Raw genomic sequence first — 20,924 nt, forward strand, 5'->3', positions numbered from 1 at the left:
GAGGTGCTCGCGGCAGCGAAAAAGAGCGTGAAGCGCAACGGATCTGGGTGTTATGGATCGAGTGGACGCTTTCAAAAACGGCAGGCGCTGAAGTTAGCCAGAAACGCATGGCTACTTCAGACCATCCCTAAAGTAGATTGAGTAAAGCCTTACAACGGTGACACCGAGTTCTTGCAGGAGCCAGCTTGCTGGCGAATGGCCTTCGCGCGGTTTTTCGTGAGCAAGCTGGCACTCCTACAGAAGATAACGCTGAGTTGTCAGGAGTCGCCGCGTGCGAACCGCTCCAGGGTATCGCCGGCCAGGCGATAGCGAATCCATTCATCCTGAGGCTCGGCGCCGAGGGATTTGTAGAATTGGATGGCTGGTTCGTTCCAGTCCAGCACGCTCCATTCCAGGCGGCCGCAACCGTGCTCGACGGCCAGTTGCGCCAGGCGGCGGAGGATCTGCTTGCCTGCGCCGGCGCCGCGGTGGTTGGGAGAGACGTAGAGGTCTTCCAGGTACAGACCCTTGCGACCGAGCCAGGTGGAGTAGCTGTAGAAGTACACGGCAAAGCCCACCGGCTCGCCGTCGATGCTGCAGATTAGCGCCCGGGCCGGGGTATCGCTGCCGAACAGGCTCTGCTCCACGTCGGCCACGCTGGCGACGACTTCGTGCGCGGCATTCTCGTAAGTGGCCAGTTCGGTGATGAAGGTGTGGATCAGCGCCGCGTCTTCCTGAACGGCGTCTCGGATCTGGATGGTCACGGTAGGGCTCCCAGGGTGAAAAGAAGATCATCCTAGGCAATTTATCCCCTCCCTGCAGCTGCAGCGGGCCGTTCCAGCCGTGCTGGCCAGCGTTAGAATCTTCCGCAGGCCTACCAATGCCTCTCTGCAAGGCGGGAGATCGACAATGAGTAACCTGACCCGGCTGGCGCTGATACTGGCGGTCGGCGTGGCGACGGGGTGCGCGACGACGGATCGCCAGGTGGTCAGTATCCCTCTGGAAGCCACCCCGCAGAACGCGGGGCATATCGCCCAGGCCACCTTGGCTGCTGTCGGCGAGCGCACCTCAATTTCCTTCTTCATTGGCGGCGTACCGCTCGGCACTACCAGGCCGCTGCGCCTCTACACCTATATCTACCCCGGCTCCTGCGGGCGCCTCGCCGCCAAACCGGCCTTTGATATGAACAATACAGTGGTCACCCAGCGATGGAGCGGGACGACCGGTTGGTGGTTGTCGAAGAGCGCTCCCGCGTCCCTCGACCAGCTCCGCTCCGGCGGCTACGCCATAGTGGTGCGAACCACCCCGGCGGACGGCAACCGCGACATCTTCTGCGGCAATATCACCTGAGGTCTGCCCGTGGGCGAATGAATTGGCGCGGTCCCTGTTCAGTGTTGCAAATGGATGCATCTCTTGTAGGAGCGAGCTTGCTCGCGAAAAGGTCCGGTTCGCGAGCAAGAACCCGGCGTCCTCCCTCGCTCCTGCAAGGCTCTCAGCCCGGCCGTTGATTACTAGCAACAGCTAACGCAGACAGAGCCAATGAGTTCGTTGCACAAGAAAGGCCCCTCTTTGCGCTCAGAAGGCGAAGCAGGAACATCCAAACGCCCCCCAGAAGCCCTGGAAGTCACTCACCGGTACATTCGACTGGCGTGCCCGTTCATGGCTGTGGGCGTGCACCGCGCAGGCGCCGACGCACTGGTGGACCTGGGCGGTGAGCGGGGCGGCGGGTTTCCAGTGGCCGGGGACCTTGGCCACCGGCGACCACTCGGGCAGCACCGGCAGCTGCGGCGGGCCGAGCTTGTCGAACTCGGCGGCGGCGTAGACCACCTTGCCGTCCACCACCGTCAGCACCGATTCGATCCACTTGATGGCATCGATCTCGACACTGAAAAAGTCCGCCGAGAGCGCCGCCAGGTCGGCCAGCTGGCCTACCTTGATCTGCCCCTTCTTGCCCTGTTCGCTGGAGAACCAGGCGCTGCCGTGGGTGAACAGCTGCAGCGCGGTTTCGCGGGGCAGGCCCTGGGGGTAGAGCTCCATCCCACCGACGGTGCGGCCGCTGACCAGCCAGTAGAGCGAGGTCCAGGGGTTGTAGCTGGAGACGCGGGTGGCGTCGGTGCCGGCACCCACCGGCACGCCTTCGGCGAGCATGCGCTGGATCGGCGGGGTCTGCTCCGCCGCCTTGGCGCCGTAGCGGTCGACGAAGTATTCGCCCTGGAAGGCCATGCGGTCCTGGATGGCGATGCCTCCGCCCAGCGCGCGGACCCGCTCGATGTTCTTCGGCGAGATGGTCTCGGCGTGGTCGAAGAACCAGGACAGGCCGTTGAAGGGGATGTCGCGGTTGACCTTCTCGAACACGTCGAGCATGTGTGAGATGGATTCGTCATAGGTGGCGTGCAGGCGGAACGGCCAGCGTTGCTCCACCAGATGGCGCACGACCGGCTCCAGCTCCTGTTCCATGGTTTGTGGCAGGTCTGGACGGGGTTCGAGGAAGTCCTCGAAGTCGGCGGCGGAGAACACCAGCATCTCGCCCGCGCCGTTGTGGCGGAGGAAGTCGTCACCCTGGCCGGGTTTGACCAGTTTGCTCCAGGCCTGGAAGTCGGCCAGCTCTTCCTTGGGCTTCTGGGTGAACAGGTTGTAGGCGATGCGCACACTGAGCTGGCCCTGCTTGGCCAGTTCCTGGATCACCTGGTAGTCGTCCGGATAGTTCTGGTAGCCGCCGCCGGCATCGATGGCGCTGGTCAGGCCCAGGCGGTTGAGCTCGCGCATGAACTGGCGGGTGGAGTTGACCTGGTACTCCAGCGGCAGCTTCGGCCCCTTGCTCAGGGTCGAGTAGAGAATCATCGCGTTGGGACGGGCGATCAGCATGCCAGTGGGCTCGCCATTGGCGTCACGCTGGATCTCGCCGCCAGGAGGATTGGGGGTGTTGCGGTTGTAGCCCACCACCCTGAGCGCGGCGCGGTTGAGCAGGGCGCGGTCGTAAAGGTGGAGCACGAACACGGGGGTGTCCGGCGCCGCCTTGTTCAGCTCGTCCAGAGTGGGCATGCGCTTCTCGGCGAACTGGAATTCGTTCCAGCCGCCCACCACCCGCACCCATTGCGGCGAGGGCGTGCGCTCGGCCTGCTCCTTGAGCATGCGCAGGGCGTCGGCCAGCGAGGGCACGCCTTCCCAGCGCAGCTCCAGGTTGTAGTTGAGGCCGCCGCGGATCAGGTGCAGGTGCGAGTCATTGAGGCCGGGGATGACGGTGCGCTTCTTCAGGTCGATCACCTGGGTTGCGCTGCCGCGATGGGCCATCACTTCGGCGTCGCTGCCGACGGCGATGAACTTGCCGTCCTTGATGGCCACAGCGCTGGCGTTGGGCTTCTCGCGGTCGACCGTGTGGAAGCGGCCGTTGAACAGAATCAGATCGGCGCTCATGGAGCCCCCTTTAGCAGTGGCATGGGCGGAGCCGGCAGCGCCGGCGAAGGGCAGTGCGGACCAGAGTGCGCCGGCGGCGCCGAGCACGCTGCTGGCGGCAAGGAAGTGGCGGCGGCTGTTGCTGGATGGGTCTTCGCTCATGGTTCCCTCCTGGATTAGCGGACGTTCAGCCAACCGGCGAAGAAACGCGTTACCGGCGGCATGAAAAGATAGACAACCAGCAGCACGATGCTGAGGGTGATCAGCACGTTGCTCGGCAGGTAGCCGCCGAGCCAGGGCAGCAACTGGAACAGCGGCTGCCAGAGCAGCGGTACCAGCAGGGAGAGCGGCAGAATCACCAGGAAGGTGACGCAGGCCTGCTTCCAGCGCGGTGGCTGGCGCACATCGGCCGGGGCCGGGGTGAACCAGAATTCCCGCTCGGGGTTGATCTCCACCTGGTCGCCGTCGGCAAGCAGATGGCTGACTTCTTCGATCAGGCGGCGGCGTTCGTCCGAATCCAGCCAGGTCTGGAGCTGGGAGGTCGATGCAAAGCGCAGGACGCTGGTGAAGAGATGCAGGCCATCCTTGCGGTCACGCACGACATCGATGCCGAGGTGACCGGGGTAGCCCTTGGCGATGCCGATGATGCGGCGCAGCCAGCTTTCGTATTCCTGTTCCCGTCCTTCCCTGACCCGGTGGCGGATCAGCAGGGTCACGACATCGTCGGTGGTCATTGCGGCGTGCTCCGGGCAGGTGCTGTGAGAAGGCCGGAGGCGGTGTCCGCGTCCGGCCCCGGGGGCTTACTTCACTTGGCGCTGCGGAGCCTTGTGGACCATGGTGTAGGCGTAATCCACGCCCATGCCGTAGGCGCCGCTGTGTTCCTGTACCAGGGCGATCACCGCGTCGTAGGTTTCCTTCTTCGCCCAGTCGCGCTGGTACTCGAGTAGAACTTGCTGCCAGGTCACCGGGATGGCGCCGGCCTGGATCATGCGCTGAACCGACATGTCATGCGCTTCCTTGGTGGTGCCGCCGGAAGCGTCGGTAACAATGTAGACCTCATAGCCGGCTTCAAGGGCTTCGAGCGCCGGGAAGGTCAGGCAGACCTCGGTCCAGAGGGCAGCCATCACCAGCTTCTTGCGCCCAGTGGCTTCCACTGCGGCGACGAACTGCTTGTCTTCCCAGGAGTTCATCGAGGTGCGCTCGATGGGCTGTTGGCCGGGGAACGCACCCAGCAGTTCCGGCCAGAGGTAGCCGCTGAAGCTCTCGGTTTCCACGGTGGTCAGGATGGTCGGCACATTGAACAGCTTGGCGGTCTTGGCCAGACCCACGGTGTTGTTCTTCAGTTGCTGGCGGTCGATGGACTGCACGCCGAAGGCCATTTGCGGCTGGTGGTCGATCAGGATCAGGGCGGAGTTGGTTGGGTTCAGCAGTTCGCGGATGGACATGGCATTTCTCCTGGAGCGGTGGCGTAGTGGTTTCTTCCTGGCCGGTGCCTCCGTCCGGGAGGCTGTTTGGTTCCGACGTGGGATAAAGTTTGTTCTCGCCCATTGAGAGAAACAATTAGCTAAAATTGAACTTCATTGATTCTTTATTGGAGACACTGATGGACCGGGTCGAGTGTATGCGCGCCTTTATCGAAACCGTGCGCAGCAATGGCTTCGCTGCTGCGGCGCGGTCGCTGGACCTGCCGCGCTCCACCGTGAGCAAGCAGGTGCAGGCGCTGGAAGAGGCCATCGGCGTGCAGCTGCTGGTGCGCACCACCCGCAGCCTGCACCTCACCGAGGCGGGGGCCGAATACTTCGAATCGGCGCGGGACCTGCTGGCAGCCCTGGACGAGGCCGAGCAGAGGGCGCGGGACGGGGTAGGGGAGCTGCGCGGGGTGTTGCGGGTAAACGCGCCCATGTCGTTCGGGCTGCGCAAGCTGGGGCCGCTGATCCCGCGTTTTCATGAGCTGCACCCGCAGATCGAGCTGCAACTGGTGCTCAGTGACCAGCAAGTGGACCCGGTGCGCGGTGGCTTCGACGTCACCATTCGCATCGCCAGCTTGACGGATTCCTCCATGGTTGCCCGCACCATCGCGCCGGCGCCGCGCTTCCTGGTGGCATCACCGGCGTATCTGGAACTTGCCGGCATGCCGGAATCGCCGGAAGACCTCGCCAACCATGCCTTCCTCGGCTACGGCTATTTGCAGAGTGGGGTCAGCCTGTCCCTCAGCCGGGGCCAGGAAACTCGCCGCGTGCAGGTCACCGGCCCGCTGCACGCCAACAATGGTGACTTCCTCGCCCAAGCCGCCGAGGCCGGCATGGGCATCGCCCTGCTGCCCAGTTTCATCGTCGATGAAGCCCTGGCTGCGGGCCGGCTGATGGCCGTGCTCTGCGGGTGGCAGGCACCGCCCATCAGCATCAATGCCGTCTACCCCACCGCCCGGCGCCTGCCGCAGAAAACCCGCGCCTTCATCGATTTCCTGGTCGAGGCCATGAGCCGGGCGAGCGAGCAGATGCCCTGCTGAACGCAGCGGAACCTGATCGTAGCTAATTGACCTGGCGCACTGGCAGCCGCTCGCAGTTGGAGCAACACTGCTGCTAGACCTTTGACGGAGTGAGCCACATGCAAGGGAAGACTGACCCGACCAACGAGCCCGCCCGTGTTTCCGAACCGCGTCGGCGCAGGCGTTGGCCCTACGTCATCGGCGGACTTGCCGTCGTGGCGACGATCGGTATTTTCCTGATGACGGGCCCGATGCAAAAACCAGATGCCTTTGTGCCGGATGATCAGGGTTATCCACCCCTTGCGGAGCAGGCCGCTCCGGTTGCCCCACCCACTGTTCAGCCTCCCAAGACCCACGCGGAAATGCTGAGCACGGTTCTTGCCAGTTCAGAAGATATCTGGGGTGAGTTGCTGGCGCGTGGTGACTACAGCTTCAAGAATCCGAAGACCGAGTTTTTCGATCGCAGCATCAGTTCGGCATGCGGCCTCGATCGCCCAGCCAGCGGCACGTTCTATTGCCCGGAGCGCAAGCTCATTTATCTCGACAGCAGCTGGTTTCGCGACCTGGACGAGCGATTTGCCTCAGTCCGCCATCTCGCGCAGGCCTATCTGATAGCCCACCAGATCGGCCACCACGTGCAGAACCTGGCTGGCATCAACAGTTTGATCAACCAGGCACGGCAGCGCGGCGACGCGATGGAGGGGGTCGATGGCCTGCTCGTGCGCAAGGAGTTGCAAACTGACTGCCTGGCTGGAGTCTGGGTGCGTTATGCGCAGCGTCGCCAGCCCTGGTTGGCGCAGGGAAGCATGGACGAAGCGTTGAAAGCCGTCGAAACCATTGCCCAGGAACACCAGCAGAAGCTGGCGAGTGGCACCGTGGCCCCGGACCCGCTTACCCATGCCACCCTTGAACTGCGTACTCGCTGGTTCAATGCGGGCTTTCAGGATGGTGATCCGCAATCCTGCCTGAGCATTTTCTATCAGGGAGGAGATTGAGCGGCTGGCAGAAGATTGGCCGTGCTCAGCGTGCCAGCGAGGTCTGCTTTGCCCTCACCCGGTGTTTCTCTGATTCAGCATGAGTCTGCCATGGTCGATCGGTCAGGCCTGCAAAAGTCGGTTCGTCCGCTAGGTTTAATGGACAGATGGGCGATGGGCCCGGGCATGAGGGAACCTGCAATGGCAAAGCGCAAGAAGAAAGCCGCAAAGAGCGTCGACGAGGGTAGCCAGGAGCGACTGTCGAGACAGGTCTACGAAAAGGAGCTCAAAGCGCTGCACGTCGAGCTGGTCAAGCTGCAGCAGTGGGTGGTGGCCAAGGGGCTCAAGGTGTGCATCGTCTTCGAGGGGCGCGATGGCGCAGGCAAGGGTGGAACGATCAAGGCGATCACAGAGCGCGTCAGTCCGCGGATATTCCGCGTGGTGGCGCTGCCAGCGCCCACCGATCGGGAGAAGACGCAGATGTATGCCCAGCGCTACCTGGTTCATATGCCGGCGGCGGGCGAAGTCGTGATCTTTGACCGTAGTTGGTACAACCGTGCCGGCGTGGAGCGGGTGATGGGCTTCTGCACCGAAGAGCAGACCCACAAGTTCCTCACCGTGGTGCCGCTGTTCGAGAAGATGATGGTCGAGTCCGGCATCATCCTGCTCAAGTATTGGCTGGAGGTCAGTCCAGAGGAGCAACGCCGGCGCCTGGAGGACCGTATCAACGACGGTCGCAAGATCTGGAAGCTGTCGCCCATGGACCTGAAATCCTTCAGCCGCTGGGATGAGTACACCCGCGCCCGCGATGAAATGTTCGCGGCTTCCGATTCGTCCTGGGCTCCTTGGTTCATGGCGCGTTCGGAGGACAAGCGGCGGGTCCGCCTCAACCTCATCAGCCATCTGCTCAAGCAGATTCCCTATGGGGACCTGACCAGGGACGCCGCGATCAAATTGCCCAAGCGCGGCACGCTTGGGCGCTACAAGGCGGCTCCGTATCCTTTCAAGATCGTTGAGGAGCGCTTCTGAATCCTGGGTTGTAAAGAACCCTGGACGGGTGATGGCGGGCGGAAGGTTTGTGGGCCAGTCTTGAAACAAGGGCGGGGTAATTGCGCCCCTCCCGCCAGGCTGTACGAAGGTGAACTCCGATGAGACTGTCCTTCCCCGCGCGCCGGCTGATCGGGATGGTGCTGGTGTGCCTGATGCAGGTTGCCCGAGCGCAGGATTTGCCGAGCGTGGAGCTGAGCGCTGCCGAAGAGGCTGAGGTTCAGGCGATGGTCCTACCAGTGCCGAAGGCCTGGGTCGGTGATTTCGAGGGCATGCGCGAGCGCCGGCTGGTGCGCATCCTGGTTCCCTACAGCAAGACGTTCTATGCCGTGGACCGCGGACGCCAACTGGGCATTGCCTATGAAATCGGCAAGGGGCTGGAGGCCTGGCTGAACACGAAGTATCCCTACCAGCGCAAATCCCTGCGCTGGAACGTGCTGTTCATTCCGGTGGCGCGGGACGAATTGTTACCCAAGCTCGTCGAGGGCGTCGGTGACATAGCGGCGGGTGGTCTGACAATCACCGGCAAGCGCCTGGAGACCGTTGATTTCAGCCCTCCCTTCGCTTCCGGCGTTCGCGAGGCCCTGGTGACCGGCCCCGGGAGTTCCCCCCTGGCCAGGTTGGAGGACCTGGCTGGCATGGAGGTGACGGTACGCCAGTCCAGCAGCTATTTCGAACACCTCACTGAACTCAACGAGAAGTTCAAGGCCCAGGGGCTGGCGCCGGTAAAGATCAAGCTGGCGGACGAGAACCTGGAGTCCGAGGACCTGTTGGAGATGGTCAACGTCGGCCTGGTGAATGCTATCGTCGTGGACCGCTACATCGCCGACAGCTGGAAGGTGGTGCTCAGGGATCTGCTGATCCACGACGCCTTCTACCTGCGCGATGACTCGCAACTGGCCTGGGCGATCCGCAAGGGCAGCCCGAAGTTCAAGGAAGTGCTCGCGGGTTTCGCCAAGACACACAAGATCGGGACTGCCTTCGGCAACAGCATCCGCAACAAGTACGTGAAGAACAGCAAGGAGCTGCATAACGCCACCACGGAGGAGGAGCTCGGGCGTTTCGCCGAGCTGGTGACCTTGTTCGAAAAACATGCCGGGACCTACGACTTCGATTACCTGATGCTCATGGCCCAGGGCTATCAGGAGTCCCAGTTGGACCAGAAAGCGCGTAGTCACCGTGGCGCGGTGGGGGTGATGCAACTGCTGCCCAGCACGGCCGCCGACCCTAAAGTGGGGGTTCAGGAAATCGACAAGAGCGCTGACCGCAACATCGAGGCCGGCAGCAAGTACTTGCGCCTGATTGCCGACACCTACCTCGATGATCCGGCTCTGACACCGATGAATCGCACGTTGATGTCTTTTGCTGCCTATAACGCCGGCCCCGGCAACCTGCGCAAGTTCCGCCGGCTGGCGGAGAAGTCCGGCCTGGACAAGAACGTCTGGTTCGGCAACGTCGAACATGCGGCTGCGCGCATCGTCGGGCGTGAGACGGTGGATTACGTCGGTAACATCTATAAGTACTACGTGGCTTACAAGCTGTCCTTGGAGAAGGTACGGCTGAAAGCCAAGCGCTAAGGTTGGTGCCCCGGGGCAAGAGGTCCCGTCCCTGGTGAGACATCCTGAAGCGCGGGTGAGACCGGCGAAATGCCGGGCTTCATCCATACTGAGCAGGATTGTCATTGCGACGGCCGGATTGGCTGCGGAGAAGGGGGCGTCAGATGCTCGATTACTTTGCCTTGGGGGTGCTGATATTCGTCGGCATCGTGTTGTTCTACGGGATCATCGTGCTGCATGACATCCCATACGAGATCGCCGTGCACCGCAATCATCCTCACCAGGACGCCATCCACGCCGCTGGCTGGGTGAGCCTGTTCACTCTGCACGCCCTGTGGCCGTTCCTGTGGATCTGGGCGATGTTGTACCGCGAGGACCGTGGCTGGGGTTTCACTGACAGCACGGCACAAGTCAGTGGTGCGGAGTTGCAGCAACAACTGGCCGATCTGCAGCGGCGCCTGGAAGTGCTCGAAGGCCAGCGATTGACCAGCCAGGCGCCGAGCCCCCAACCCAAGGACGAGGAGGCCTGATCCATGGACCTGTTACTGATACTCACGTACGCCGCCATCTGTATCGCGATCTTCAAGATTTTCAAGATCCCGCTCAACAAGTGGTCGGTACCGACTGCGGTGCTGGGTGGCGTGGTCCTTATCGGCGCGTTGATCTTCACCATGAACTACAACCACCCCTACAGTGAGGTGGCGCGCTCCTATTTCGTCTCGACGCCCGTGATCCCTGTGGTCTCCGGCCAGGTCGTCGAGGTTCCGGTCGAAACCAACCGGCCCCTGGAAAAAGGCGATGTGCTGTTCCGCATCGACCCAACGCCCTTCGAGAACCGGGTCAAGTCCTTCAAGGCGCAACTGGTGTCGGCCAGGGCTGATCAGTTTCGCGCCAGTGAGTTGTTCAAGCGCAATGTCGGCAACCGCCGCGATGTGGACCTCACCACTGCTCGGGTGGACGACCTGCAGGCCCAACTGAACATCGCCCAGTACGAGCTGGACAATACCGTGGTGCGGGCGCCGGGCAAGGGCTTCGTGACCCAGGTTTCGCTGCGGCCGGGGATGATGGCCACCAGGCTGCCGCTGCGGCCCTCGATGGTCTTCATCCCCGAAGAGGGCCATTACTTCACGGCCTGGATGAGGCAGAACAGTCAATTGCGCCTCAGCCCTGGCGATGAGGCGGAAGTGGCTTTCGATGGCATACCGGGCAGGGTGTTCAAGGGCCGGGTCAAGGAAGTCCTCGCGGTGATCGGCGAGGGTCAGGTACAGCCCTCGGGCACGTTGATCAGCTTCACTGGCTCCCCGCCGCCGGGACGTGTGCCCGTGACCATCGAGATCATCGACCCAGAGTACGAGCAGTACGCAGCGTTGATGCCGGGTGGTTCCTATGGCCAGGCGGCGCTCTACAGCAAGCATTTCCACCACGTCGCTGTGATGCGCAAGATCCTCCTTCGCATGGCCGCGTGGATGAACTATATCTTCCCCTTCCACTGATCCGCCCAACGCCTGCACCGGAGCCCCGCAGTCCGGGACTCGGTCAGGCCCGGGCTGCGGGCTGAGCGAGAAAGAGCGTGCGTAGTGGCGCTGCTGCGCGCGGAGTGGACGTGACGTTCCCATGCACGACGAGGCCTCCATGAGCGACCACAGCCCGACCAGCCCCCCGCCTGAACCCGGACGTCTTGCGCGCCTGCGATCCTCCGAAGTTTCCGGCTGGCAGCGCTGGTTGCCGGGCCTGCAATTGCTACGCCGTTACCAGGTCCGGTGGCTGCCGCACGATCTGGTCGCCGGTCTGGTGTTGACCAGCATGCTGGTTCCGGTCGGCATTGCTTATGCGGAGGCGTCTGGTGTGCCTGGCATCTATGGCCTCTACGCCACCATCGTCCCGTTGCTGGTCTACGCATTGCTCGGCCCCAGCCGCATCCTGGTGCTGGGGCCGGACTCCTCCCTGGTCGCGGTCATTCTGACGGTCGTGCTGGCGCAGTCGAACGGCGACCCGCAGCGTGCCGTGGTCCTGGCTAGCATGATGGCGGTCGTGTCGGGTGTGGTGTGCATCCTGGCTGGAGTGCTGAAGCTGGGATTCATTACCGAGTTGTTGTCCAAGCCGATCCGCTACGGCTACCTGAACGGTATTGCGCTGACTGTGTTGATCAGCCAGCTGCCCAAGCTGTTCGGTATCTCCATTGACGACAAGGGGCCGTTGCTCGACGTCTGGAGCCTTGGGCAGGCGCTGCTCGCGGGCGAATCCAACTGGATGACGTTCCTGGTCGGCGGCGGAACGCTGGCGGCGATCCTGCTGCTGAAGCACTTCCCGCGTGCGCCGGGCATCCTCATCGCGGTGGTCGCGGCCACACTGGCCGTCGGCCTGCTGGAGCTCGATGGCCGTGCCGGGGTCAAGGTGCTCGGCTCGTTGCCGCAGGGCCTGCCGTCATTCGCGTGGCCCTGGATGACTCCGGTCGACCTGGGGGGCGTGATCGTTGGCGGCTTCGCTGTCGCCCTGGTGTCCTTTGCCGATACCAGTGTGCTTTCGCGTGCCTATGCCGCCAAGACAAAGAGCTACGTCGATCCAAACCAGGAAATGATAGGCCTGGGCGCGGCCAACCTGGCGGCGGGGTTCTTCCAGGGGTTTCCAATCAGCAGCAGCTCGTCCCGTACGCCCGTCGCCGAGGCGGCCGGGGCCCGGACCCAGCTCAGCGGCGTCGTCGGGGCGCTAGCGGTGGCCCTGCTGTTACTGTTCGCGCCTGACCTGCTCAGCCATCTGCCCAGCAGCGCGCTGGCCGCCGTGGTGATCGCATCGGCCATTGGCCTGTTCGAATTCAAGGACCTGTGGCGCATCTACCGCATTCAGCAATGGGAGTTCTGGCTGTCCATTGCCTGCCTGGTGGGCGTGACCGTCCTCGGTGCGGTGCCTGGCATTGGGCTGGCGGTGGTGATGGCCGTCATCGAGTTCCTCTGGGATGGCTGGCGCCCGCATTTCGCAGTGTTGGGAAGGGTGGACGGCATTCGCGGCTATCACGACATCAAACGCTACCCTGACGCGCGGCGAGTGCCGGGCCTGGTGCTGTTTCGTTGGGATGCTCCGCTGTTCTTCGCCAACGCCGAACTATTTCAGGAGTCAGTGCTGGACGCGGTGGAGCAGTCACCTACGCCGGTGCGACGACTCATCATTGCGGCCGAGCCGGTGACCAGCGTCGACGTAACCTCGGCGGACATGCTCGCCGAACTCAAAAAAATTCTGCGGGAGTCGCAGATCGAGTTGTGTTTCGCCGAGATGAAGGACCCGGTCAAGGACAAGCTGACACGCTTCGGCCTGCTCGAGTCCCCGGGGTTCGCCATCTTCCATCCGACCGTGGGCGCTGCGGTCGAAGCCTATCTTGACGAGCATCGAGTGGACTGGACGCCATAGCAGCAATCAAGCCACGCGTTACGGCTGTTCGTAGGAGCCCGCTTGCTCGACAACCGATCCACCCTTTCGCCAGCAGGCCGGATTCTACGGCTGAGGCGGACTGGCTGTTCGTAGGAGCGAGCTTGCTCGCGAACCGATCCCCCAGTTCGCCAGCAAGCTGGGTCCTACAGAACGGACTTGTTCCTCGCCTGTCATGAAATGAAAAGCCGCTGTCGTGCGATGAGAAGCATGCCAGGCGGTGCCTCCCTACAGTCCAATCCATGGGTCCGTGACCCGCCAACAAGAATCCAGATTGGAGAAAAGGCATGGCCAAAGCCGTTCGCTTCTATGAGACCGGGGGACCCGAGGTACTTCGTTATGAAGACGTCGAAGTCGGGGAGCCGGGGCCGGGTGAAGTCCGCATCCGTCACGTTGCTGTTGGCCTGAACTACGCCGACACCTATTTCCGCAATGGCACCTACCCGATTCCGCTGCCCAATGGCATCGGCGTCGAGGCGTCTGGCGTGGTGGTGGCGCTGGGCGAAGGCGTGACCAATGTCGCCCTGGGCGATCGCGTCACCTACACCGGTTTTCTCAACACCCTGGGCGCCTACAGCACTGAGCGCCTGATCCCGGCTGCGCCGCTGATCAAGCTGCCGGAAACCATCGCGTTCGAAACCGCCGCCGCCATGACCATGCGTGGCCTGACGTCGGCCTACCTGATGCGCCGCATCTATGACTTCAAGCCGGGCGATAGCATCCTCCTGCACGCCGCTGCTGGTGGCGTCGGTCTGATCGTCTCGCAGTGGGCGAAGATCCTCGGCCTCAACGTGATCGGCACCGTGTCCACCGAGGCCAAGGCGGAAGTCGCCCGTGCCCACGGTTGCGACCACGTCATCAACTACAGCGAAGAAGACATCGCCAAGCGTGTGCGTGAGCTGACCGATGGCGTCGGCGTCAACGTAGTGTTCGACAGCGTTGGCAAGAACACCTTCATGGCCTCGCTGGACTCGCTCAAGCGCCGCGGTCTGATGGTTTGCGTCGGTACGGCCTCCGGTCCGATCCCGGCGTTCGACCCGGTACTGCTGGCCATGAAAGGCTCGCTGTTCATGACTCGCCCGGCGCTGGCCGACTACATCGCCGACCCGGCGGAGAAGGCAGATCTGGTGGGCGAGCTGTTCGACCACGTCGGCAGCGGCCGCATCCGCATCGACATCAACCAGCACTACGCGCTGGCAGATGCCGTCCAGGCTCATCGCGACCTGGAGTCGCGCAAGACCACTGGCTCTTCGATCTTCGTCATCTAAGGGGTTGGCCATGCACGTAGAACAACTGACCTGCAGCATTGGCGCCGAAATAAGCGGCGTGGACCTTGGTGATGCGGCTCGCGACGAAGGGCTGTTCGCCGAGATCCGGCAGTTGCTGCTCAAGCACAAGGTGCTGTTCCTGCGCGACCAGGACATCACCCGTGCCGAGCATGTGGCCTTCGCCCGCCGTTTCGGCGAGCTGGAAGACCACCCGGTAGCCGGCAGCGATCCGGAGCATCCGGGCCTGGTGCGCATCTACAAGTCCCCTGACCAGCCCAACGACCGTTACGAGAACGCCTGGCACACTGACGCCACCTGGCGTGAGGCACCGCCCATGGGGTGCGTGCTGCGTTGCGTCGAGTGCCCGCCCGTAGGTGGCGACACCATGTGGACGAACATGGCCCTGGCGTACGAAATGCTGCCCGCCGACATCAAGGCGCGCATCGCTGACCTGCGTGCACGCCACAGCATCGAAGCGAGCTTCGGTGCGGCGATGCCGATCGAGAAGCGCCTGGCCCTGAAGGCTACCTATCCGGATGCCGAGCATCCAGTGGTGCGTACCCACCCGGAAACCGGTGAGAAGGTGCTGTTCGTCAATGCTTTCACCACCCACTTCACCAACTACCACACCCCGGCCAATGTGCGTTTCGGCCAGGACGCCAACCCTGGCGCCAGCGACCTGCTGCGTTACCTCATCAGCCAGGCGTATATCCCGGAGTTCCAGGTGCGCTGGCGTTGGAAGAAGAACAGCGTAGCCATCTGGGATAACCGCTCTACCCAGCACTATGCAGTGATGGACTACCCGCCTTGCCTGCGCCAGATGGAGCGCGCCGGAATCATCGGCGACAAGCCCTTCTGACTCCCTGATCCACCCGGCTGGTCAGCCACCGGCCGGGACATCCGAACAAGAACGAACCGAGGACACTAACATGCAATTCTTCGACGATTCGCTGCACCCCGAAAATCAGGAAAAAGTGGTCATCACCGTGGCGCCATACGGCCCCGAGTGGATGCCGGAAGACTTCCCGGAAGACATCCCGGTAACCATGGAAGAGCAGGTACAGAAGGCCGTGGACTGCTATGAAGCCGGCGCCACCGTGCTGCACCTGCACGTGCGTGAGCTGGACGGCAAGGGTTCCAAGCGCCTGTCGAAGTTCAACGAGCTGATCGCCGGTGTGCGTGAGGCAGTGCCGGACATGATCATCCAGGTCGGCGGTTCGATCTCCTTTGCGCCGGAAAGCGATGGCGAGGCGGCCAAGTGGCTGTCCGACGACACCCGTCACATGCTGGCAGAGCTGACTCCGAAGCCGGACCAGGTCACCGTGGCCATCAACACCACCCAGATGAACATCATGGAGCTGCTCTACCCGGAATACCTGAAAGGTACTTCCCTGGAGCACCCGGCCTACCAGGCCGCCTACAGCGAGATGACCGTTCCGGCCGGCCCGGCCTGGGTCGAGGAGCACCTCAAGCGCCTGCAGGCTGCCAACATCCAGCCGCACTTCCAACTCACCGGCATGCATGCCCTGGAAACCCTCGAGCGCCTGGTGCGCAAGGGCGTCTACAAGGGCCCGCTGAACCTGACCTGGATCGGCATTGGCGGCGGTTTCGACGGCCCCAACCCGTTCAACTTCTTCAACTTCATTCACCGCGCACCGGACGGCGCTACCGTCACCGCCGAGTCGCTGTTGAAGAACGTCCTGCCATTCAACGCCATGGCCCTGGCCATGGGCCTGCACCCGCGCGTCGGCATCGAAGACACCATCATCGACCAGCACGGCAAGCGTTTCACCTCGGTGCAACAGATCCAGCAGACCGTGCGCATCGCTCACGAGCTGGGCCGCGAAATCGCCAGCGGCAAGGAAGCACGCGAGATCTACAAGATCGGCGTGCAGTACAAGGATGTTGAGGAAACCTTGCGCATGAACGGCATGGCGCCAAACCGCCAGCCGGGTCAGAAGCACGTCCCCATGCGTGGCTGACCGACGCAACAATCGGCCGGCCCACAAGGCTGGCTGGGGCGGGGTGGCGATGAGCCGCCCCTGCCGTCTAGCGTGACAAGAACAATTAGACGCACCGATTCAAGGAGCCAACATGGCTTTCCATCATGCCACCGCTACTGCCGACGACATTGAGGACGCAACTGTCAGCGTCCCCCGCACCTATGCCTGGGTCGTGTTCGCCCTGACCTTTGGCCTGCTGATTTCCGATTACATGTCGCGACAGGTGCTCAACGCGGTCTTCCCGCTGCTCAAGAGCGAATGGGCTTTGTCCGACGCCCAGCTCGGCTCGCTCAGCGGCGTGGTGGCCCTGATGGTCGGCTTGCTCACCTTTCCGCTGTCCTTGGCGGCAGACCGCTGGGGGCGGGCCAAGAGTCTGGCCCTGATGGCCTTCCTCTGGAGCCTGGCAACGCTCGGTTGTGGCTTGGCCGAGCACTACGAGCAGATGTTCGTGGCGCGCCTGCTGGTCGGTGTTGGCGAGGCGGCTTATGGCAGCGTCGGCATTGCCGTGGTGCTGTCGGTATTTCCCAAGCGCATGCGCGCCACGCTGACTGGCGCCTTCATGGCCGGTGGGATGTTCGGCTCAGTGCTGGGCATGGCGCTCGGCGGCATCATCGCTGCGCACCTGGGCTGGCGCATGGCGTTCGCCGGCATGGCCCTGTTCGGCCTGGTGTTGGCCGTACTCTATCCATTGATCGTTCGTGAACGACGCATCGCGGTGCCGCGCCAGTCCAAAGCAGAGGCCAGGGCGATGGCAGCGGAGGGCAAGAGCCCCCTGGCCACGCTGTTCGCCAGTCGTTCGGTGATCTGCGCCTATGTCGGCAGTGGCCTGCAGTTGTTCGTTGGCGGCGCCATAATGGCCTGGATTCCCAGCTACCTGAACCGCTATTACCAGATGGGCACCGACCGCGCCGGCGTTACCGCGGCCGTGCTGGTGCTGATCGGCGGCACCGGAATGATCCTTTGCGGGATGCTCAGCGATCGCCTGTGCCGTAATTCGCCCGATCGCAAGATCGCCCTGGCCATCAGCTTCTGCTTGAGCAGCTGCCTGCTGCTGTCGCTGGCCTTCATGCTGCCGCCTGGTCCGCTGCAACTGGTGATGATCGCCCTCGGCATGCTGGTGGCCACCGGAACGACCGGGCCGGCCGGCGCGATGGTGGCGAACCTGACTCACTACGCCATCCACGGCACGGCATTCGCGACCCTGACGCTGGCCAATAACCTGCTCGGCCTCGCCCCCGGTCCTTTCGTGACGGGCGCCCTGGCTGACCGCTTTGGCCTGGATACGGCTTTCCAGCTGATGCCGCTGGCCAGCCTCGCGGCTGCCGTCGTGTTCTTCTATGCCAAGCGCCATTACCACAGTGATATCGAGCGGCTGAGCCCGGTGCTGGCCGTTCCTGTTGGAGCCCATTCGTGAAGCCATTGCTTATCGAAGTCGCCTTCGACTTCATCTGCCCCTGGTGCCTGATCGGCAAGCGTAACCTGGAGAGGGCACTGAAGTTGCTCGCCGCAAGTCGGCCTGGTGTGCCTGTCCGGGTCCTGTGGCGGGGTGTGCAACTGTTGCCCGATCTGCCTGCCGAAGGCGTGCCATTTGGTGAGTTCTACGCTCGCCGTCTTGGCAGCGAGGCCGCGGTGCTGGCGCGCCAGGCCCAGGTGAAGGCCGCCGCTGCGCTGGCTGGTGCTGATGTTGACTTGCACCGCATCCGTGTCATGCCGAACACGGCCAATGCCCATCGCCTGTTCGCCCGTGCCGCCGAAATCGGCACCGAAGAGCAGGTGAATGCCCTGCTGGAGCGTCTGTTCGCCGCTTACTTCCAGTCGGGTGACGACCTGGGGCAGCAGGAACTGCTGCTGCGCCTGGCGCAGTCCTGCGATTTCGATCCCCGTGACCTGGCCGATGTGCTGCACGATGACGCCACTCCGTACTCGGGTGACTTCGCGAGCCTGGGTGTCTCGGGCGTACCGGCCTTCGTCGTCGATCAGCGCTATCCGCTGGTCGGTGCCCAGCCACCCGAGATAATCCTGGCGACCTTGCTCCGCGCCATGCCAAGTCCGGAGCTGCAAGCATGACGCGGCTGGTCGAGATCCCATCGGAGAAGGTGCCAGTTGTCGGCGGTCGTAGCCTGTTCCGCCACGATGAAAAGTGTGTAGTGCTGTTCAACCTCGACGGCACGCTCTATGCCATCGACGACAGCTGCCCCCACAAAGGTGCTTCACTGTTCAGCGGCAAGCTGGATGGTCGCCTGCTGCAGTGCCCGGCACACGGCCTGCGCTTCGACCTGGCCACGGGCTGCATCCCCAATCTGTATGGGTTCGGGGTTGCCACCTATCCGGTCGAGCAGCGAGGCGAAGCCTGCTTCATCGATCTTTCCGACTCCAGACCGCAGGAGCCTTCCGCATGACTGCCACTGCAATAGCAGCCCTGGGTTCGCGCAGCCGGACGCTGATGCCGGGCTTTATCGCCAGCGCCACCGTTGCTGCCGCCGCGACTTTCCTGTCCGAGCATTACGGCGCCCCGGTGATGCTCTTCGCCCTGCTGCTGGGCATGGCGATGAACTTCCTGTCGGGTGATGGGGTGTGCAAACCGGGGATTGAATTCACCGCCCGCGAGGTCCTCCGGGTGGGCGTCGCTTTGCTCGGTATTCGCATCACCCTCGAACAAATCGCTGCCCTGGGTTGGCAGCCCGTAGCGATGGTGGTGGCGCTGGTGGTGGTGACCATCCTGGTGTCCATCGTCGCGGCTCGCGCCATGGGCTTCAACACCTTGTTCGGTCTGCTCACCGGCGGCGCCACCGCGATATGCGGTGCTTCGGCGGCCCTGGCCCTCGCGGCAGCCTTGCCCAGCCATGAGAAGAAGGAGCGGGCGACGCTGTTCACGGTCATCGGCGTGTCGGCACTGTCCACCGTGGCGATGATCCTCTACCCGATGATCGCCCAGGCGTTCGGCCTGACGCCCTTGCAAGCCGGCCTGTTCCTCGGCGGCACCATCCACGACGTCGCCCAGGTGGTCGGCGCTGGCTACAGCATGTCCCATGAGACCGGCGACAGCGCCACGGTGGTGAAGCTGATGCGGGTAGCGATGCTGCTGCCGGTGATCCTTTGCGCCGCCATGATCACTCGCGCCCGCGGGGCCGAGCCTGGCACCAAGAGACCGCCACTTTTGCCGTGGTTCGCGGTGGGATTCGTGGTCCTTGCCGCGACCAACAGCACAGGCTTGATCCCGCAAGTGGTACAGGATGCGGGTAATAGCCTGTCGCGCTGGTGCCTGGTGATCGCCATCAGTGCGCTAGGCATGAAGACCCAGCTCAAGGAGCTGGCGTCGGTCGGGATCAAGCCGATCCTGTTGATGGTGGGGGAGACCGCCTTCCTCGCCGCCCTGGTGCTCGGGATGCTGCACTGGGGCTTCTAGAACCCTGTGGTTGGGGTCATCGATGCCTTGTGAAAACAGGGCCTTCGCCGCGCTGGAACCGTTCTACCGTCGGGTTCCAGTTTGCGGCGTTTTTTTGTTGTGTGAAGGCGGAGAGGGCAGGTCTGCCCTTGGCGAATGAATGGGCTCTGTCCCTGTCAAGTGTTGCAACGGGATACATCTCTTGTAGGAGCGAGCTTGCTCGCGAAAAGGTCCTCCCACAAGGTCCTCAGCCAGGCCGTTCGTTGCTGGCAACAGCTAACGCAGACAAAGCCAATGAATTCCCCCGCCGTCACAGCAGCCTCCTTGCCGGTTGCGAAACGGATCACTCCTCCAACTTGATCTGCCGCTCGCGTCGCCAGGCTGCCGGGGCCATGCCGAATTGGCTGGTGAACCAGCGGGTGAAGGAACTGGCCACGGAGTAGCCCAGCAGGTCGGCGATGCGGCTGAGCGAGTAGCGCGGGTTTTCCATGTAGCGCAGCACCAGATCCTTGCGCACGTCGTTGATCAGGTCGGAGAAGGTCACGCCGCTGTCTTCCAGGCGGCGCTGCAGGGTGCGCACGTTCATGCCGAGGGACTGGGAGATCTGCTCGATCGTGGCGCGCCCCATGGGCAGCAGCAGGTAGATTGCCTTGCGTACGTCGGCGAGGGCGGATTGCTCGGTGGCGCCAGGCAGGGACTCGACGAAGCGCTGCGCGTATTTCGCCATGGCCGGATCGGCCAGCGGGTTCGGCTTGTCCAGGTCAGCGGCCTGGCAAACGATGCCGTTGAACTCGCTGCCGAACTCCAGCTTGCAGCCGAACAGTCGGCGGTGCACCTGCAGCTCGGGCGGAGCGTCGTGGGTGAAGTTCACGGTGAGTGGGCGCCAGTGTGCGCCGAGCAGGGCGCTACACATGCGAAACAGCACGCCGATGGCCAATTCGATGCCCTGGCGGATCGGCACCGGCGGGTCAGTGACGATCTCTTCCCGCAGGATCACCGTTTTGCCCACCTCGTCCACGTAGAGCGCAAGCGACTCGTTGAGCAGGTGGCGGTACTGCACGATGGTGTCCAGCGCATTGCGCAGGCTCGGTTGGTGCGAGAGCAGCAGACTGATCGCACCGAAGTCGGACAGTTGGCGCGATTCGGCCATGCGCAGGCCAAAGTTCGGGCAGTTGGCGGCCTGCGCGGACTCTTCCAGGAGGGTCGCTACCGCTGAGGTGGGCAGGCGCTGTTCGGGGTTTTCCAGCAGTGAAGCGCTAAGGCCCACCTGGCGCAGTTGCTGGTGGGGATTCAGACCCAGGTGCTGGGCCACTTCGAAGTAGTTGGTCAAGGCTGCTGCGCGAACCATTGTGGTCATGATGATCGCCACGCTCCTGAAGCATCCGTCCTGCCGAGCGCAGGCTCTTGGTCC

General features: G+C 63.3%; 20 protein-coding genes. 15 read left to right on the forward strand and 5 right to left on the reverse strand.

Annotated elements, in window-relative coordinates:
- Positions 1-257: 257 nt before the first annotated feature.
- Positions 258-743, reverse strand: coding sequence for a GNAT family N-acetyltransferase (locus J7302_RS25650; RefSeq protein ID WP_215381531.1), 486 nt, complete (start codon positions 741-743; stop codon positions 258-260).
- Between the two features lie 145 nt (positions 744-888).
- Between J7302_RS25650 and J7302_RS25655 the strand changes: the two genes are divergently transcribed.
- The gene (locus J7302_RS25655; RefSeq protein ID WP_215381533.1) at positions 889-1,329 is read left to right on the forward strand and encodes a hypothetical protein; all 441 of its coding nucleotides are present in this window, start codon (positions 889-891) and stop codon (positions 1,327-1,329) included.
- 225 nt (positions 1,330-1,554) lie between these two features.
- Here J7302_RS25655 and J7302_RS25660 read toward each other — a convergent pair whose 3' ends face one another.
- From J7302_RS25660 to J7302_RS25670, 3 genes are all read right to left on the reverse strand, one after another.
- Complete coding sequence (locus J7302_RS25660; protein ID WP_215381591.1) at positions 1,555-3,393, reverse strand: amidohydrolase; 1,839 nt, start codon at positions 3,391-3,393, stop codon at positions 1,555-1,557.
- A 155-nt stretch (positions 3,394-3,548) separates the two neighbouring features.
- Entirely contained in the window at positions 3,549-4,106 is a 558-nt protein-coding gene (locus J7302_RS25665) for an antibiotic biosynthesis monooxygenase (RefSeq protein ID WP_215381535.1), read from the reverse strand.
- Between the two features lie 66 nt (positions 4,107-4,172).
- On the reverse strand, positions 4,173-4,817 hold the full coding sequence (locus tag J7302_RS25670; protein ID WP_215381537.1) for a hydrolase: 645 nt from the start codon (positions 4,815-4,817) through the stop codon (positions 4,173-4,175).
- Positions 4,818-4,975: 158 nt separating this feature from the next.
- On the opposite strand from J7302_RS25670, the gene J7302_RS25675 reads away from it, so the two are divergent.
- The 14 genes from J7302_RS25675 (at position 4,976) to J7302_RS25740 (ending at position 19,534) form a co-directional block, all read left to right on the forward strand.
- The gene (locus tag J7302_RS25675) at positions 4,976-5,881 is read left to right on the forward strand and encodes a LysR family transcriptional regulator (RefSeq protein ID WP_215381540.1); all 906 of its coding nucleotides are present in this window, start codon (positions 4,976-4,978) and stop codon (positions 5,879-5,881) included.
- Positions 5,882-5,979: 98 nt separating this feature from the next.
- Positions 5,980-6,855, forward strand: coding sequence for a neutral zinc metallopeptidase (locus tag J7302_RS25680; protein WP_215381541.1), 876 nt, complete (start codon positions 5,980-5,982; stop codon positions 6,853-6,855).
- Between the two features lie 180 nt (positions 6,856-7,035).
- Positions 7,036-7,863 carry a polyphosphate kinase 2 gene (gene ppk2 / locus J7302_RS25685; RefSeq protein WP_215381543.1) on the forward strand — a complete coding sequence of 276 codons (828 nt, stop codon included), beginning with the start codon at positions 7,036-7,038 and terminating at the stop codon, positions 7,861-7,863.
- Between the two features lie 119 nt (positions 7,864-7,982).
- Positions 7,983-9,458 (forward strand): MltF family protein, encoded by a 1,476-nt coding sequence (locus J7302_RS25690; RefSeq protein WP_215381545.1) that lies wholly within the window; start codon positions 7,983-7,985, stop codon positions 9,456-9,458.
- Between the two features lie 143 nt (positions 9,459-9,601).
- Complete coding sequence (locus tag J7302_RS25695; protein ID WP_215381549.1) at positions 9,602-9,967, forward strand: DUF3302 domain-containing protein; 366 nt, start codon at positions 9,602-9,604, stop codon at positions 9,965-9,967.
- A 3-nt stretch (positions 9,968-9,970) separates the two neighbouring features.
- Positions 9,971-10,930, forward strand: a complete 960-nt coding sequence (locus tag J7302_RS25700; protein ID WP_215381552.1) for an HlyD family secretion protein — start codon at positions 9,971-9,973, stop codon at positions 10,928-10,930.
- Positions 10,931-11,069: 139 nt separating this feature from the next.
- Positions 11,070-12,839 (forward strand): SulP family inorganic anion transporter, encoded by a 1,770-nt coding sequence (locus J7302_RS25705; protein WP_215381555.1) that lies wholly within the window; start codon positions 11,070-11,072, stop codon positions 12,837-12,839.
- A 305-nt stretch (positions 12,840-13,144) separates the two neighbouring features.
- Positions 13,145-14,125, forward strand: a complete 981-nt coding sequence (locus J7302_RS25710) for a quinone oxidoreductase family protein (RefSeq protein WP_215381558.1) — start codon at positions 13,145-13,147, stop codon at positions 14,123-14,125.
- A gap of 10 nt (positions 14,126-14,135) precedes the next feature.
- The gene (locus J7302_RS25715) at positions 14,136-14,984 is read left to right on the forward strand and encodes a TauD/TfdA dioxygenase family protein (protein WP_215381561.1); all 849 of its coding nucleotides are present in this window, start codon (positions 14,136-14,138) and stop codon (positions 14,982-14,984) included.
- 70 nt (positions 14,985-15,054) lie between these two features.
- Positions 15,055-16,107, forward strand: a complete 1,053-nt coding sequence (locus J7302_RS25720) for a BKACE family enzyme (RefSeq protein ID WP_215381565.1) — start codon at positions 15,055-15,057, stop codon at positions 16,105-16,107.
- A gap of 112 nt (positions 16,108-16,219) precedes the next feature.
- A complete protein-coding gene (locus J7302_RS25725) occupies positions 16,220-17,542 on the forward strand; it encodes an MFS transporter (RefSeq protein ID WP_215381568.1) in 1,323 nt (440 codons plus the stop codon).
- Positions 17,539-18,195 carry a DsbA family oxidoreductase gene (locus J7302_RS25730; protein WP_215381571.1) on the forward strand — a complete coding sequence of 219 codons (657 nt, stop codon included), beginning with the start codon at positions 17,539-17,541 and terminating at the stop codon, positions 18,193-18,195. The genes J7302_RS25725 and J7302_RS25730 overlap by 4 nt, the downstream gene beginning before the upstream one ends.
- Entirely contained in the window at positions 18,192-18,527 is a 336-nt protein-coding gene (locus J7302_RS25735; RefSeq protein ID WP_215381573.1) for a Rieske (2Fe-2S) protein, read from the forward strand. Before J7302_RS25730 ends, J7302_RS25735 begins: the two co-directional genes overlap by 4 nt.
- Entirely contained in the window at positions 18,524-19,534 is a 1,011-nt protein-coding gene (locus J7302_RS25740) for a YeiH family protein (protein WP_215381575.1), read from the forward strand. Before J7302_RS25735 ends, J7302_RS25740 begins: the two co-directional genes overlap by 4 nt.
- A 322-nt stretch (positions 19,535-19,856) precedes the next feature.
- Here the strand turns inward: J7302_RS25740 and J7302_RS25745 are convergent, their stop codons facing one another.
- Positions 19,857-20,870 (reverse strand): AraC family transcriptional regulator, encoded by a 1,014-nt coding sequence (locus J7302_RS25745; protein WP_215381577.1) that lies wholly within the window; start codon positions 20,868-20,870, stop codon positions 19,857-19,859.
- Between the last annotated feature and the right edge of the window lie 54 nt (positions 20,871-20,924).

Source organism: Metapseudomonas boanensis (assembly GCF_018704125.1).
In the GTDB taxonomy this organism is placed as follows: domain Bacteria; phylum Pseudomonadota; class Gammaproteobacteria; order Pseudomonadales; family Pseudomonadaceae; genus Metapseudomonas; species Metapseudomonas boanensis.